Annotated in this window: 13 protein-coding genes; all 13 read left to right on the plus strand. The window is 31.0% G+C overall.

Annotated elements, in window-relative coordinates:
- Window positions 1-431: 431 nt before the first annotated feature.
- A complete protein-coding gene (locus tag GQR98_RS00775; RefSeq protein WP_074938075.1) occupies window positions 432-584 on the plus strand; it encodes an SsrA-binding protein in 153 nt (50 codons plus the stop codon).
- Between the two features lie 264 nt (window positions 585-848).
- Complete coding sequence (locus GQR98_RS00780) at window positions 849-2,093, plus strand: tyrosine-type recombinase/integrase (protein WP_159017831.1); 1,245 nt, start codon at window positions 849-851, stop codon at window positions 2,091-2,093.
- A gap of 10 nt (window positions 2,094-2,103) precedes the next feature.
- The gene (locus GQR98_RS00785) at window positions 2,104-3,204 is read left to right on the plus strand and encodes a hypothetical protein (protein WP_159017832.1); all 1,101 of its coding nucleotides are present in this window, start codon (window positions 2,104-2,106) and stop codon (window positions 3,202-3,204) included.
- A gap of 99 nt (window positions 3,205-3,303) precedes the next feature.
- On the plus strand, window positions 3,304-3,639 hold the full coding sequence (locus GQR98_RS00790; protein WP_158848490.1) for a helix-turn-helix domain-containing protein: 336 nt from the start codon (window positions 3,304-3,306) through the stop codon (window positions 3,637-3,639).
- 74 nt (window positions 3,640-3,713) lie between these two features.
- Window positions 3,714-4,115, plus strand: coding sequence for a hypothetical protein (locus GQR98_RS00795; protein ID WP_158848488.1), 402 nt, complete (start codon window positions 3,714-3,716; stop codon window positions 4,113-4,115).
- A gap of 4 nt (window positions 4,116-4,119) precedes the next feature.
- Complete coding sequence (locus GQR98_RS00800) at window positions 4,120-4,449, plus strand: hypothetical protein (RefSeq protein WP_158848486.1); 330 nt, start codon at window positions 4,120-4,122, stop codon at window positions 4,447-4,449.
- 2 nt (window positions 4,450-4,451) lie between these two features.
- Window positions 4,452-5,648, plus strand: a complete 1,197-nt coding sequence (locus GQR98_RS00805) for a primase-helicase family protein (RefSeq protein ID WP_159017833.1) — start codon at window positions 4,452-4,454, stop codon at window positions 5,646-5,648.
- 436 nt (window positions 5,649-6,084) lie between these two features.
- Window positions 6,085-7,677, plus strand: a complete 1,593-nt coding sequence (locus GQR98_RS00810) for a type I restriction-modification system subunit M (RefSeq protein ID WP_159017835.1) — start codon at window positions 6,085-6,087, stop codon at window positions 7,675-7,677.
- The gene (locus GQR98_RS00815; protein ID WP_159017836.1) at window positions 7,674-8,882 is read left to right on the plus strand and encodes a restriction endonuclease subunit S; all 1,209 of its coding nucleotides are present in this window, start codon (window positions 7,674-7,676) and stop codon (window positions 8,880-8,882) included. Before GQR98_RS00810 ends, GQR98_RS00815 begins: the two co-directional genes overlap by 4 nt.
- Window positions 8,883-8,884: 2 nt before the next feature.
- Window positions 8,885-9,892 (plus strand): PIN domain-containing protein, encoded by a 1,008-nt coding sequence (locus GQR98_RS00820; RefSeq protein ID WP_159017838.1) that lies wholly within the window; start codon window positions 8,885-8,887, stop codon window positions 9,890-9,892.
- 9 nt (window positions 9,893-9,901) lie between these two features.
- Entirely contained in the window at window positions 9,902-11,710 is a 1,809-nt protein-coding gene (locus GQR98_RS00825; RefSeq protein ID WP_159017839.1) for an McrB family protein, read from the plus strand.
- Window positions 11,700-13,010 (plus strand): 5-methylcytosine restriction system specificity protein McrC, encoded by a 1,311-nt coding sequence (locus tag GQR98_RS00830; protein ID WP_159017840.1) that lies wholly within the window; start codon window positions 11,700-11,702, stop codon window positions 13,008-13,010. Before GQR98_RS00825 ends, GQR98_RS00830 begins: the two co-directional genes overlap by 11 nt.
- Window positions 13,011-13,028: 18 nt before the next feature.
- Window positions 13,029-16,154, plus strand: a complete 3,126-nt coding sequence (locus GQR98_RS00835; RefSeq protein WP_159017841.1) for a type I restriction endonuclease subunit R — start codon at window positions 13,029-13,031, stop codon at window positions 16,152-16,154.
- Window positions 16,155-16,298: the final 144 nt, after the last annotated feature.

Genomic DNA, 16,298 nt, shown 5'->3' on the forward strand with positions numbered 1-16,298 from the left:
AAAGACAAAACCATTAAAAACAGTTATGTTTTACACCAAATCCCCCTTGGTTTCTCAGATACACCCTCAAAAACCCCTTGAAAAGTTTTAATTTAAAACCATATTAACACATTTTACACACAATTCAAAACACATTCAAAGCAAGTCACTCAAATATTAAAACAAAAACGATCTTTATACTTACAAATTCGCATTCAATTTCACCGATTTACCCAAAATCACTTGGAGAATACTTCTCTAAAAATATATATTGAAAACTCAATCGAAAAACTGAGTATAACACTAACCCTTTAAAACTAACAATTATGATGACTCTTGCAAAACTTGTAGTAGATTTAATAATCACAATCCTTACAAGTATCTAACCACAAAACATGTAAAACTTAGTCTAGAATAAGTTTTACTATTTTTACAAAAAAAAGAGGTTATAGATGCAAAAGCAAATATTCAAAATTTTAGCAAAGGTGAACAAAGCAGTCTTACCAAGTTACTCTAAAAAACAACTCGATTTATCAAAAGCCAGTAAACTACAATTAGCAATAATAGGTTGGCGTGTTTACGTCACTAAAAACGCGTTAGATTAATTTAAATTTATTGCATAAAAAAAGCTCCCAATTTCTTGGAAGCTTATTTTTTCGTGACCTCGACTGGATTCAAACCAGTAACCTCTTGAGCCGTAATCAATAAACACTACACACGACAACTACCCCTTTACTACATAAACAATATGATTATCAACACTATAACTAACACAAACTAATATCTATTAATAACTGTTATTGGTTTATTATGTAAATTTTTCTGCAAACAGTCTGCAAATAACATATATTTGCAGAAACAATTATGTTATGAGTTACAACATCTCTATACGCTTAGATACTCGAAGAATAAAGGATACTGGAATGTTCCCAGTAAAACTTCGTGTTTACGGCAAAGCAAGCAAAAAAGAAAAATGGTACAGCTTAGACATTGACTTGTCAGAAAAAAATTATAAAGATATTTGGTTAAACCCAAAAAACAAAAACCTTAGAGGATCTAATAAAGACTTACGTTTAAAACTCCAAGCCATAGAGAATAGAGCTAATGATGAAGCAAAGACAATGGACGTTTTTGATTTTCAAAAATTTGAATTTAAACTGTTCAGAAAGACATCAGATAAAAACAATGTACTATATCATTTTAATCTCGCCATTGAAAAAAACATTAAAAACAATAAAATAAATACTGCTGAAAGTTTTAAATACACTCTAAACTCTTTAGGTAATTTCAGCAAAGAAATCAAAAAATGTCCTGTCGAAAAACTTAGGTTTCAAGATATTAATATAGACTGGTTAAAAGATTACGAAAAACACATGCTGGATTTAGGTAAAAGCTACACAACTGTATCTATTTACACTAGAACCTTACGAGTTATTTTTAACAATGCTATTGAGGTAAACGACCTTAATAACGAACATTACCCATTCGGCAAAAACAAATACAAAGTACCAAGGACTAAAAAAGTAAAAAAAGCATTAAACTCAAATCAACTTAAGAATCTATTTGAAGCTAAAGCTACGACTTTCAATGAAACCAAATCTAGGGATTTTTGGTTTTTTAGTTTTGCTTGTAACGGCATGAATCCAAAAGATATTACCCTTTTAAAATATTCCGATATTAAAGATGACCAATTCACTTATTACAGAGCAAAAACTTTTGACAAAACAGCTGAAAAAACTAAAATCATAATTTACCTAACAGACTTCACAAAAGGCATTATTACCAAATATGGAAATAAAAACAAAAAAGGCTTTGTTTTTGATATTATTGACAACCTTGACGATAGTTTAGAACAGCACAAAAAGATAAAAAACTTTACACGTTATGTTAATGATCATATTAAAAGAATAGCCATTGCAAACGATTTACCAAAAGACATAAGCTTTTACTATGCCAGACACAGCTTCGCAACTAATTCATTACGTAAAGGCGCAAGTATGGAGTTTATTAGTGAAGCTTTAAATCATAGTGACCTAAGCGTAACTAAAAATTATTTTGCGGGTTTTGAAGATGAAGCTAAAAAAGAATTTGCTAACTCAATAATGGATTTTTAAACTTTAAATAATGCTAAAAAAATTAGATAATAGTTTTAGTCTTTCAATGCCTGAACTCAAGAATCAAACCGACGATATTTTAAAAAAAATTGATATAGGAAAAGAGATTGAAAAAAATATTAACTTAATTAAAAAATATTTAATTGAGGACACATTATACGATGAATGGACAAAATCTATTTACCAAAAATTTCACTCATCAATACCAAAAGAAGTAAAAGACAAGTGTAAAGTATGCAAAGGGGATAGTGAACTTACTGAAGACAAGGCATGTCAAAACTATTTTTCAGCAGTAAATGATGAGTTTTTAATACTTATCACTCTTTACGTTGGTTTTATTGAAAATAATAAGCACTTATTCAAATCAAAAGAATTAGTAAAGTCATTAACAAACAATTTTTTTGAAAATTTTGAATATAACGAAGGAAAATCAAACTTTAATACCGAAACACTTGACAACACATTGTTAACCAACACTTTATTACTACTACGTGAGTCTTTTGTTGAAATGGAAACTCACACAGCAATAACAAAAATAAACCAGATAATTGAAGAATTAGAAACCCACATAATTATCGCAACATCAACAAACAGAATTGTATTTGATTTTGTTAAACCTCAATTAAAATTCTTAAAAAAACAATTAAAGTATTATAATAAAAAGAGAGAAATTGAACTTTTATCTCCCCCTCCTTCAAACAGTATCGATCAGGATGTTTTGTTTAAACTCAATAATAATTTAATTCCTAGATTAAGTATTGAGCAAGTTTATAATTATTTCAAAATACTTACACAGGTAATAAACTCAAAACAAAAATTTTACCTGAATGAAGAAAAATTAATCATATTTATTAAAGCAACCTTTGTGGACTGCAAACCTATTAAACAAAACTTTGACGTTGAGTTTAGTAGAGATAAAATCGACATACGAAGCGTATTTCAAAACTTCCTAACTGAATGTTCTAAATTTGAGAAAAACAACAAAAATCTAAAGGAAAAATACTTCAATATTATGAACAATAGTTTTTATGGATTTAACCTAATAGATCATGAAAAGTTCCACAAAACAAGCAACAAAATAATTACAATTAAGCTCCATAAGTCTAAATAAGGTTCTCTTAACTCTAAATTAACGACCCTTAAATCTATCTAATTCCCTAACACACAACAAACTACTATCATTGTTTAATATTAATCAAAACATATTACAATGATAGCATTTGAACAAACGCAACAAGACGTTGCAGAGGTAAAAAAAGACATCAAAGAATTAAAAGCCTTTTTCCTCCAAAAGGCAGAAATACAAAAAGAAAATGATTATCCTGTTTCTATTGATGAAATAGAAAAACTAACTGGTTACACCAAACCTACACTTTACGGGTATTGTCAAAAAAACAAAATCCCATACCATAAAAAAAATGGTCGTTTATTCTTCTTCAAGTCCGAAATAATAGGTTGGATTAAACAAGGAAAACAAAAAACTATTATTCAAGTTGGTATTGATACCGATACCTTATTGTCCAACAAGAGAAAATTTTCTAAATAATGGGCAGTAAAAACACAAGGTTTTCCGAAAATTCGATTTCAGTAATCGTTAGTCTAACGTTAAAATAACGAGCAATGGACAGATATACATACAATTGTAACTATTGTGGTGTAGAATACACCCCTAGAAGAAGGTTTAAGCAGAAGTACTGTTGCAATAGTTGCAGAGTAAATGCTTTTAATCAAAGAAAAAAAGCTAAAACTAATTTACTCAAAACAAAAAAAGAAAAAACTCCAACAACAAAAGACAAAATGAGTTGGGCAGGTGTTGGCAATGCAGCCGTAGGTACTTTTGCTACTAATTTAGTAACCCAAATACTAACAAAAGAAGAAAACATGCCTGCGACAAAAGGAGATATTAAAAACCTTTTAAATAATGGTTCACACAAAACATTTTTAGTTAAAAATATGCCTCCAGCAGAAAATGGCTCTAGACCTTACTTTGACACATACAGACAAATAATAACTTACAAATAAAAAAATGAAAAACATATTAGAAAATACCACATACGGACCAATTGGTTTAAGCGAGTTAGAAGCTCTTCGATTAGAACTATACAAAATAAACACAATAAAAAGTGATCACCCTTTTTCATTAGCGATGATAAATAATTTGATTTTAAAAATTGATTTTATAATTAAAAAACTAACGTATAATCCAAGGTTACCACTTCAACAAATAGAAAAAGACATCGTGGAAATATGCAAAACGGACGCATCCATTAATGGTGTGGTAGTAAATATTTTATTTACTAAAAAATATAAAGAAATTGACTCAAGTCGTTTAGGCTGTTTAACCGTAAATGTATAATCATGGAAAAGAAATATTTAAGAATTGGCACTACTTACTATAAAATAGTAGAAATGCCATTAAACAGCACCGACACAATAAAAATGCTTGTTCCATGGTCAAAGCAGGAAATAGGCATGGATTATGATAAAGAATATCTAAAGAATATTCCAAAGTATGATGGTTTTTGTTTGATACCGTCACATAATAACTACCAATCTGGTATAAATGGTTTTTATAATAAATATGAAAAGCTAGAGCACAATATAAGCAATGGTCTTTTTCCAAACACAGAAAAATTCTTAAAGCATATTTTTGGTGAACAATATCAAATAGGCTTGGATTACTTCAGTATTTTATGGGAAAATCCGACACAAGTATTACCAATTTTATGTCTTGTTAGTAATGAGCGTAATACAGGGAAAACCACTTTTATTAATTGGGTGAAATTAATATTCCAAAACAATATGACCATCAATAATAATGAAGACTTTCGAAGTCGATTTAATTCGGATTGGGCATCAAAACTAATTATTGCCGTCGATGAAGTATTACTAGACAGAAGAGAAGATAGTGAACGATTAAAAAACTTAGCTACTGCCAAAACTTACAAAAGTGAAGCTAAAGGCAAGGATAAAATCGAAGGCGGTTTTTTCGGGAAATTTATACTATGCTCAAATAACGAGGAAAACTTTGTTTACATCGACAATTCCGAAATAAGATATTGGGTACGTAAAATAATCCCTTTCGATTTATCCAAAGACGATCCAAATCTTTTAGAGTCATTAAAAAAAGAATTACCTTATTTCATTAACCACATTAAAACCAGAACAATATCATGTCCTAGAAAAACAAGAATGTGGTTCACCAAAGAGCAGATCTATACAAGTGCTTTAGCGGTATTAATGAATGGCAATAAAACTTTTATCAACAAAGAATTAGAGCAGATTATATCCGATGAGTTTTTACAGTTTGATACCGAAGAATTAAAATATTCTATTGGCGATTTGGTTGAAAAATTAAGTAAAAACAACATTAGAACGAGCTCTTTCAAAGTTTCAGAACTTATAAGAAGTATATATAAATTAGAACCTAAAAACAGTACATATATGAAGCATCACATGTCTTTATCTATAGCAAACAAGCCTATTGTAGAAGAAAGCATGCATAAAGGACGTCATTATACTTTTACAAAAGAATTGTTTGAAAATCTAGGTTGATTTGTTGTGTAATTACTGTAATGCCATGCTAGCTGGCATTTACGGTAAAAACACAAAAGCAACTATGAAGCAACAATTAAAACTTAGCACATGTTGATAGCTTGTTTCTTCATTGTTTATAATCAAAAGCCTGTTTTCTTATACTTCAGAGAAAATAAGCAACAAACAACATTATTTTAGGCAGTTCACAAAAAGAAAGCAAAAAAACATCAATCTCTGATTACTAAAACTACAAAGCCCCCTATAGTAATTCTACTTTTCTTTATTAAAAACACCTGTTTTATTAAAACCTACACCTAAAATCACCCAAAATAAAACACCTACAATATTCCTCCCTCCTATTAATAAATTTTAGAAAACGATAATTACGAAAAACCGTAATTATATATCGTTAGGTTTTACTACATTTAAAGTTCGTAAATAATTAAAACCTTTAATGGCTAAAAAAACCAAAAACACCTTTGAGCAAGACTTGTTTAAAGCAGCAGATAAACTACGTAAAAACATAGACGCAGCTGAGTACAAACACGTGGTACTCGGACTTATTTTTTTAAAATACATTTCTGAATCCTTTACAGAATTACACAATAAATTAGAGGCTGACGAATGGAGCGATGCAGAAGACAGAGATGAGTACATTGCAGAAAACACTTTTTTTGTACCCAAACTAGCACGTTGGAGCCACATACACGCACAAGCCAAGTTGCCAACTATTGGTCAAACTATTGACGAAGCTATGGAAGCCGTAGAAAAAGAAAACAAAGAACTAAAAAACGTTTTACCACAAGTATATGGTAAAGCCAATTTAGATAAAACCGCTTTAGGCGAATTAATAGATTTAATCTCTAACACCGAGTTACAAGCCGAAAACGAAAACTCTAAAGACCTTTTTGGTCGTGTGTACGAATACTTTTTAGGTGAGTTCGCCAATGCCGAAGGCAAAAAAGGAGGGCAATTCTACACACCAAAAGCCATTGTAAAGCTTATGGTAGAGATGATAGAACCTTACAAAGGGCGTATATACGATCCTGCTTCTGGTTCTGGAGGTATGTTTATCATGTCCGAAAAATTTGTAACAGCACACTCTGGTAACATAAAAGACATTACGGTTTACGGACAAGAAAGCAACCAAACCACTTGGAAGCTCTCTCGTATGAACCTCGCTATACGTAACATTAACTCTAAGTTTGTAGCTTGGAATACTGAAGGCTCGTTTCTTAAAGATGCACACCCAGACTTAAAAGCCGATTTTGTTATCGCCAACCCACCATTTAACCAAAAAGAATGGGGAATAGACATTTTACAAGACGATGCACGTTGGCAATATGGCACACCACCAAATGGTAATGCCAATTTTGGGTGGATGCAACACATGTTATACCATTTATCACCACGTGGTGTTATGGCAACCGTTTTAGCCAATGGCTCTTTAAGTTCTAATACCTCTGGCGAAGGCGACATACGTAAAGCTTTAGTAGAAGCTGGCTTGGTAGAATGTATTGTAGCCTTACCAAAACAACTGTTTTTTAATACAGGCATACCAGCATGTATTTGGTACTTGCGCAGAGGACGTACAAAAACAAACGAAGTCTTATTTATTGATGCCTCAGAAATGGGTTATCTAAAAGACCGCGTACATCGTGATTTTTCAGATAGTGATGACGACACCAAAAAGGGAAACTACCACGAAGACGGTTTAGGAGATATTCAAAAAATAACAAAAACCTACCACGATTGGCGTAAACAAACACAAAACGCAACGTCTGTCATTCAGAGCGAAAGCGAAGAATCTCAATACCAAAACATAAAAGGCTACTGCAAATCCGCAACCCTAGACGATATACGCAAACACAACCACGTACTTACACCAGGACGCTACGTGGGCATACCAGACGAAGAAGACGATGGTATCCCATTCTCAACAAAAATGGAAGCCTTAACCACCACTTTGCAACAACAAATGCAAGAAGAGGAAGCGCTAAACCAAGAAATTAAAACACAACTTGCTAATATTGGGTTTAGGTTATGAGTAGTTTAGATAAAAAATTACCTGATGGTTGGATGGAAACAACACTTGCAGACTCTGTAACTAAATTAGGAGATGGTTTACATGGAACACCAAAATATTCTGATGATGGAGAATATTTCTTTATTAATGGTAACAATCTTAATGATGGGAAAATTGAAATAAAAAAAGAAACAAAAAGGTGTTCTAATGAAGAGTTTGAAAAATATAAGAAAAATCTAAATTCGAGAACAATATTAGTTTCGATTAATGGCTCTTTGGGATACTTTGCTTATTACAATAATGAAAAATGCTTTTTAGGTAAAAGTGCATGTTATTTTAATGTAAAAGAATCAATTAGTAAAAGATTTATTGGTTATCAAATTAGAACAAAATATTTTCAAAAATATATCGAAAGACTTGCAGGAGGAACAACAATTAAAAATATTTCTTTAAAAACAATGAGAGAATTTCCTTTTATTATCCCTAAAAATTTAGAAGAACAAAAAGCCATAGCCAAAGTTTTAACCGCTTTTGATGATAAAATAGAAAACCTACGCGCACAAAACCAAACCTTAGAGCAAACCGCACAAACTATTTTTAAAGAGTGGTTTGGTAAATACCAAGTTGGAGATGAGTTGCCTGATGGATGGCGTATTGGGAAGTTGGGAGAAATAGCATTTAATCATTCTAAATCTTTCAAATTTACAGAAGAAGATGTTGTTTTTGTTAATACAGGAGATGTTTCAGAAGGGCAATTTCTTCATGCTAATAAAGTTAGTCCAATTGGATTACCAGGTCAAGCTAAAAAAGCAATCGAATTATATGATATATTATATAGTGAAATAAGACCAAAGAATAAACGATTTGCATTTGTAGATTTTGATACTTCAAATTATGTAGTATCAACAAAGTTTATGATTATAAGACCTAAAGATGATTTTAGTGCTCATATTCTTTATCTATTATTAAAAAATCAAAATACAGTTAACGAGTTTAATGTAATTGCAGAATCACGTTCTGGTACTTTTCCACAGATAACGTTTGATTCAATAAGTGATTTTCCTGTTATTATTCCAACCAAAGAATTTCAAAATCAATTTGAAAAAATATTAAGACCTTTAATGGAAAAGGAAAGAATTAATCATCAACAAATCCAAACCTTAACAAAAACCAAAGATACATTATTACCAAAGTTAATGCGTGGTGAGATACGTGTAAAAATTTAAATATGGCACTAAAAGAGAAAGTAATATTTGACACTAATTTCCTTTACAATAAAAGGGCTACATCTTTTTTTGGTAATAAAGAAGAGTTAGTGCAGTTTTCAAAATTAGCGGATATTATAATACCAGAAATAGTAGTTGAAGAATTAGAAGGGAAATATAAGAGATCATTTGGTCAGGAAAAAGAAAAATTTTTTAAGACATTACTACCGAGTATGTTAAGTCACAATTGTGATGTGCTTGAAATTGAATCAAAAATTAAAGAATTAAAGGATGGCGAAGAGATCTTATATCAAATAATTCAATTAACAGATTTCAGTATTCTGCCAGAAATAAAAAAACTAGCTATAAATAAGCTGCCACCTTTTGAGCCAACAGATGGAACAGATAAGGGGTTTAAAGATACTTATATCTATTTTACAATTTTAGAGTATTTACAGAGGATACCAGATAAATACGTATTTGTATGCGTTAAGGATCAGAGATTTAAAAGAGCATTCGATGCTCATCATAATATTTTCGCTATCGAAAGTTATAAAGAATTTTTGAAACATCGTATTTCACAATTTCAAGATGATTATTTTTTATCAAAAGTAAAGGAAGAGTTAGGACTTGAGTTTGAAAAAGAGGAGGTACTTAATTTTTGGATGAATATTGATGATAATCAAGTTGTATTGGTTAAAAAAGCTGCTGATGAATTTGTTATAGAGGTAGACTCAGGTGAAATAATGAGTATTGCTAATAGAGAACACTATTTGACAACTATTGATGTATTAATTTCTTCTGCAAACTTTGGAACAACACATGCTACAATAGAAAAATTAGAAAGGTATATCAATTTCTTTTCCGAAGATGACGTGTCTAGAATTTTAGTTTCATCATTTCAAAATGAGCAAATTCGTTGGATTATTGAGGATGACGATGTAAAACAATTTATTGGTACATTGTTTAAAGCTCATGACGAGTTAGAATACTCTGAAATACAGGCTTTTTTAGAAGAAATATTTGATTAAAATAAAAATATGAGTGAAGAATCTAAACAATACGTTTATCAATTATATACAAACTTTGTAGAGCATTGTTTATTAAAAAACAATTCTGTTTTAACTAATGAAAATGACATTTTTAGCCTTTCTAATTTATTTAAAGTAAAGGAGTGTTTTCTAGATGCTGCTATAGAGGGAAATGAAAAAACCTATTGGGATAAAATAAAAACACAATTTCAAGATGCAAATTACGAAGTCCGTTTATGCTTTGCGCATTTAAATTGGTTGTGGTATTTACCAGCAAACGACATGAAGTCTGAAACCAAAAGAGATACGCCTTATTGGATTTTAGAAAAGGAAGAGTTTACTACGCGTTTTAACACCAATAAAAAGGAAAATTATTATCCTCAAGTTGGTGTAGGTTCTGCTGGTCAGTATCATAAAACCAATAAACCTATGGAAATTAATTTTTTATTAATACTCTGCATATCAATAAAAAAAGCAGTAGAAAAAGGTGAACTAAAAACAGTTTTAGATGTTAATAAATTTATAATAGAAAACGCAGATAACGTATTTGATGAAAATACATATGATATAAGGGAAAAGATATATAAGCTATTAGATAAAATTTCATTTGCAATGCAAGACTTAATACTGCATTTAGCAAAACCAGAATATTATGAGCCAATTGCCTCTAAGCAACATAAAACAGCTATAAAATCTAACTTTTATGCGCTTATAAAAGATAATGAAGACGTTAAAAAAGAAGATTTAACCATAGATGATGAAATATATTTAATAAAAAAAGAATTAGAAAAATTAGGTATCAGTAATAGTTTTTATGCACCACACTTATGGCCAATATGGAATAAAGGCTTGCACAATGTTGCTGAAGACATCATGGCTTTACAGTTTAAAAAAGCTTTGGTGTATTATGGGCCTCCAGGTACAGGGAAAACACATTCAGCAAATGCTTTAGCAGAATCTTTTATAACCAATCATTTTTTACATAGAAAAGAAAACCTAAAAGTGTATTTTGAAAAAGGCTTAAAAAACATAGACAAAAGGATACACAAGCTTCAATTTAACCCAAACACTTCTTACGAAGATTTTATTGCAGGTTATCAATTAAAAGCTTCAGAAAATGGTTCAGAAACTATTGCTGTAAAAGGTCAGTTGTTTGATATTATAGCCAAAGCAAATAATGAAGACCAAACAACAGATGAAAAAGGACTAGTTAAATTACCTCACGTTCTTATTTTAGATGAGATAAATAGAGTGGATTTATCTCGTGTTTTTGGAGAGTTGTTTTCTGCAATGGAATACAGAAACCAACCTATTAAAACAGCAATAAAAGGTATTGAGTTGAACATGCCAGATAATTTGTACATCATAGGTACAATGAACGAAATAGATTTTTCTGTAGAGCGTATGGACTTTGCCTTACGTCGTCGTTTTGTTTGGAAGTTTAAAGGCTATGATGATGCTGTTTTATTAGAAATGTTAGGTAGTTATTTTAATGACAAACATTTTGAAGAGTTTAAAAATGATTTTGTTACTGCCTGTACAGCTTTAAATAATTATATCAGTTTTTCTATTGAAGAGTTAGGAGAAGCCTACCAAATAGGTCATACGTTTTTCGCGGAACTTTCTAAAATATATAATGAAAACTATAATTTAACAGGTAAAGGGCGCTCTAAAAAGAAACTGTTTAAAGAAGCAAAAGATATTTTATGGTCAATTTCTATAGAGCCCATGTTGGTCGCCTTTTTGGGGAATTCAGATAACACAAGTGTAAAGGAGTATACAAGCAGAGCTAACGCAATATTTACTAATGGAAAATAATATTATTTATATACCACCAGTTAAAGATTGCTCTATTGTAGACATAGAAGCAAATATGGCTGTGCATATAAATTGTTGTTTTACAAATCAAAATGTTTTTAGAATAAGTAATACTGTAAAAGCGGAAGAATTACCACTTTTAACTTATGATTACAAATTTAATAAATGGAGAACAGGACGCTATATTGGTAAGTTATATTTTAAATATGAAGGAAAGAAGTATTGCTTTGAGGTAATACCTCGTTTTGGTAATACAGCTATAATTCATCTATTAGAAGAGATTTTTAATATTAAATTGGCACAAAGCCAATCAAGCAATAAGTTAAAAAGTAATGTGCAAAACGAACTTATTAAAAAACTGATAAGTATTATTTGGGTAAAACAGCTAAGTAAAGCTAATGTACATGGTTTGCCTAAAAACAAAATAAAAAGAGAGTACAAAAGCCTATCTGTAAAAGGTCGTATTGATGTAAGGAAAAGTATTTTACCACTTTTTAACGAAAGTTTAATTGTTTCAAATAGAATAGAAAAACAGGTAGATCCTATAATTATTGCAATTCTCTCTAAAGCATATAAAATATTGTGTAAACATTATTTTTTATCACAAAATATGCTAACGGAAAGTGCAAAAGAAGTTATTAATTCAACAACTAGTTTTAATTCAAGTACCCTTACAGAAAATCAATATCAGCATATAAAATATGGTTCAATGTATGCTATTTATAAATCTATTGTAGATTTTTCGTGGCAAATTATTAAGCGTAAAAAAAACAATATTATTCAAGAAGAGAATAAAGAAACAAATGATGCTTTGTTTTTAGATATGGCAGAAATTTGGGAAAACTATTTAATGACTATCTTAAAGAAACGATATGCTATTGATGGTTGGAAAGTATATTCTCAGAAATTTAATATTTACAAACAACAAAAATATAAAAGAGGTTTAATACCAGATATTATTATTGAAAAAGATAATAATGTTGTGGTGTTTGATGCTAAGTACAAAAATATGTCATCGCATAGAAATGATTATGATAGGTCAGATTTTTTTCAAATCCATACATATGGTTCATTTTTAGAATCTCAAAATAAAAAAATTATAGGTTTGGGCTTACTATATCCTTTACACGAACGTTTTGACGAAGATGTATTAAAAAATAATTTTTCAAATACCTTATTTGGAGAATCTGTTAATAAATCATGGTTTAAAGTAGATGGTATTCAATTAACAGAATCATTAGAAGATTTAGTAATTCAAAAAGAAGCTTTTTTATCAAGGTTTCAAAAGAATTTATCATAGTATTAAGATTATAAAGACATGGCTAAACTCTCAGAAGATAGCATAGAACAAGCATTCATAGACCAATTAATTGGTCAAGGTTACACGTACCATTACGGTCCAGACATCGCGCCTTATAGTGATAATCCACAACGTGAAGGTTTTGAATCTGTTTTATTAGAGCAACAATTAAAAAATGCCTTACGTCATTTAAACCCAGATGTTCCAGAATCGGCTAGAGTAGAAGCTTACCAAAAAATAGTTAATCTAGGTACGCAAGACCTTATGGAAAACAATGAGCGCTTCCATACCTTATTAACCAATGGTGTTACCGTTGAGTATAACAAAGAAGGTAGAACAAAAGGAATAAATGTACAGTTGCTAGATGTTGTAAACCCAGAAAATAACCAGTTTTGGGTAGTAAACCAATTAGTAGTTAAAGAAAACAACAACGAAAAACGTTTTGATGTTGTAATTTATATTAACGGTTTACCTTTAGTTTTTGTAGAGCTTAAAAATGCAACAGACGAAAATGCAACAGTTCGTAAAGCGTATCAACAAATACAAAACTATAAAACCGCTGTACCAAGTATTTTTTATTACAATAGTATCTGTGTGATTAGTGATGGCATAGAAGCAAAGACTTCAAGTGTTTCTGCTCCTTTTTCTAGGTTTTTATCTTGGAAAGCACCAAAAGTAAAAGACAACGACCCAAGAACTGAGTTACAGATTCTAACCGAATACATGCTCAACAAAAAAACGTTGGTAGAACTCATACGCTACTGTACAGTTTTTGAACAGGAAGAAAAAAAAGATGATAAAACAGGTTTAATTTTTCAAATAAAAATTAAAAAGGTAGCAGCTTATCATCAATATTACGCCGTACAAAAAGCAGTAACCCAAACCATAAGAGCAACACATTCTATAGAAGGAGATAGAAAAGTTGGTGTGGTTTGGCATACACAAGGTTCTGGTAAGTCTTTATCTATGTTGTTTTATAGCGGACAAATAGTTACGCATCCACAAATGGAAAACCCAACTATTGTGGTATTGACGGATAGAAACGATTTAGATGACCAACTATTTGGTACGTTTGGTAATTGTAAAGAGTTACTAAGGCAAACCCCAGTACAAGCACAAAGTAGAGACCACATTAAAGAATTATTAAACGTTTCTGGAGGTGGTGTTATTTTTACAACCATTCAAAAATTTTTACCAGAAGAAGGGAATGTATTTGATACTTTATCAGAAAGAACCAATATTGTTGTGGTTGCAGACGAGGCACACCGAAGTCAATATGGTTTTAAAGCACGTGTGGTTGATGTAGAAGATGGTTCTGAAATTAGATATGGAAACGCCAAGTATTTACGAGATGCGTTGCCAAAAGCGTCCTATATCGGTTTTACAGGCACACCAATAGAAAAAGAAGACAAATCTACACCTGCCGTTTTTGGAGGATACATAGACGTATATGATATTAAACAAGCCGTAGACGATGGAGCTACAGTACCCATCAGCTACGAGTCGCGTTTAGTAAAAATAAAACTCAACGAAGAAGTCACCAAATCTATAGACACCCAAGTAGATGCAATAGACGGTGCAACCGAAGAACAAATAGAAAAGGCAAAAACTAAAAGTGCAGCCATAGAAAGAATTGTTGGAAAAGATGATCGATTAAAAGACATTGCTAAAGATTTAGTCTTGCATTTTGAAGCGAGACAAACCGTTTTTGAAGGTAAAGCCATGATAGTAAGTATGAGTCGCAAGATATGTGCTAAGCTCTATAACGAGATTATTGCTTTACGTCCAGATTGGCATCATGACGATTTAGACAAAGGTGCTATAAAAGTCATCATGACAAGTACCAGTGATGATGAAGCTATTTTACAACCACATCATACGACAAAAACACAACGTAAAGCATTAGCTGCACGTATTAAAGACGCTAACGATCCTTTACAAATGGTAATTGTTAGAGATATGTGGCTTACAGGTTTTGATGCGCCTAATTTACACACCATGTATATCGATAAAAAGATGCAAGGTGCCAATTTAATGCAAGCCATAGCACGTGTTAATCGTGTGTACAAAGACAAACCAGGAGGTTTAATTGTAGATTATATTGGTATCGGTCAGGACTTACGTAATGCAATGGTTACCTATTTACAAAGTGGTGGCGAAGGCACACCAATTGTAGATATTAAAGAAGCTATTGCAGGTCTGTTAGAGAAGTTTGAGATTGTAGAGCAAATTTTTCATGGCTATGATTACAAATCTTATTTTACAGCAGAAACCAATATTAAACTTCAAGTTTTATTAAGTGCACAAAACTTTGTATTGCAAACAGAAGACGTAAAAAACAGATTTATAAAAGAAGTAACATTATTGTCTAAATTATTTGCGATGTCTATTCCTAGTCCACAAGCAGATAAAATAAAAGATGAAGTTGCGTTTTTTCAAGCAGTAAAAGCAAGACTAAATAAGTTTACAGGTAATTCCACAAAATCAGATTACGAAGTAGAAACAGCCATCAAACAAATTATGGATGATGCTTTATCTAGTGAAGGCGTAATAGATGTTTTTGAAGCAGCAGGAATTAAAGCTCCATCTGTAGGTATCTTATCGGATGAATTTTTGTTGGAAGTAAAAAACATGCAGCAAAAAAATGTTGCGTTTGAATTGCTTAAAAAGTTATTAGCAGATGAAGTTAGAGTACGTAAGACAAAAAATATAGCCCAAGGAAAGAAATTTTCAGAAATGTTAGAATCTGTTGTAAAACGTTATCATAATAATCAAATAGATTCTGCTCAAGTATTGGCAGAACTCTCAGAAATAGCAAAAGAAATGCGTTTAGAGGATCATAAATCAGAAGATCTAGGATTAACTCCTGCAGAATATGCATTTTACAGTGTTTTAAAAGAAAACAGTTCTACAAGCTTTTTAAATGATGATAAAATGAAAGAGCTCATCCATACTATTGTAGATGTTATTAGAAACAACGCCACCGTAGATTGGAGCAAACGAGATGATGTAAGAGCTAAACTAAGACTAACAGTAAAGAAAATCTTAATGCGTTATGGTTATCCGCCAGATGTTGCAAAAATGGAAGCGGATAAGGTATTAGCTCAAGGAGAAAGTTTGGCTGAGGTGTTTAGTAAAGAGTAAAAGATTTGGAACAGAAAAATTTAACCTGTTTTCTATATAGTTTTAGAAAAACGGATGCTTTACCCTAAAAATTAAGACGATTTAACCTCTATTTTTTCTGCAAATTTTCTGCAAATGGGAAATAAAAAAAGCTCCCAATTTCTT

This window comes from Algibacter sp. L3A6 (genome assembly GCF_009796825.1).
Lineage (GTDB): Bacteria > Bacteroidota > Bacteroidia > Flavobacteriales > Flavobacteriaceae > Algibacter.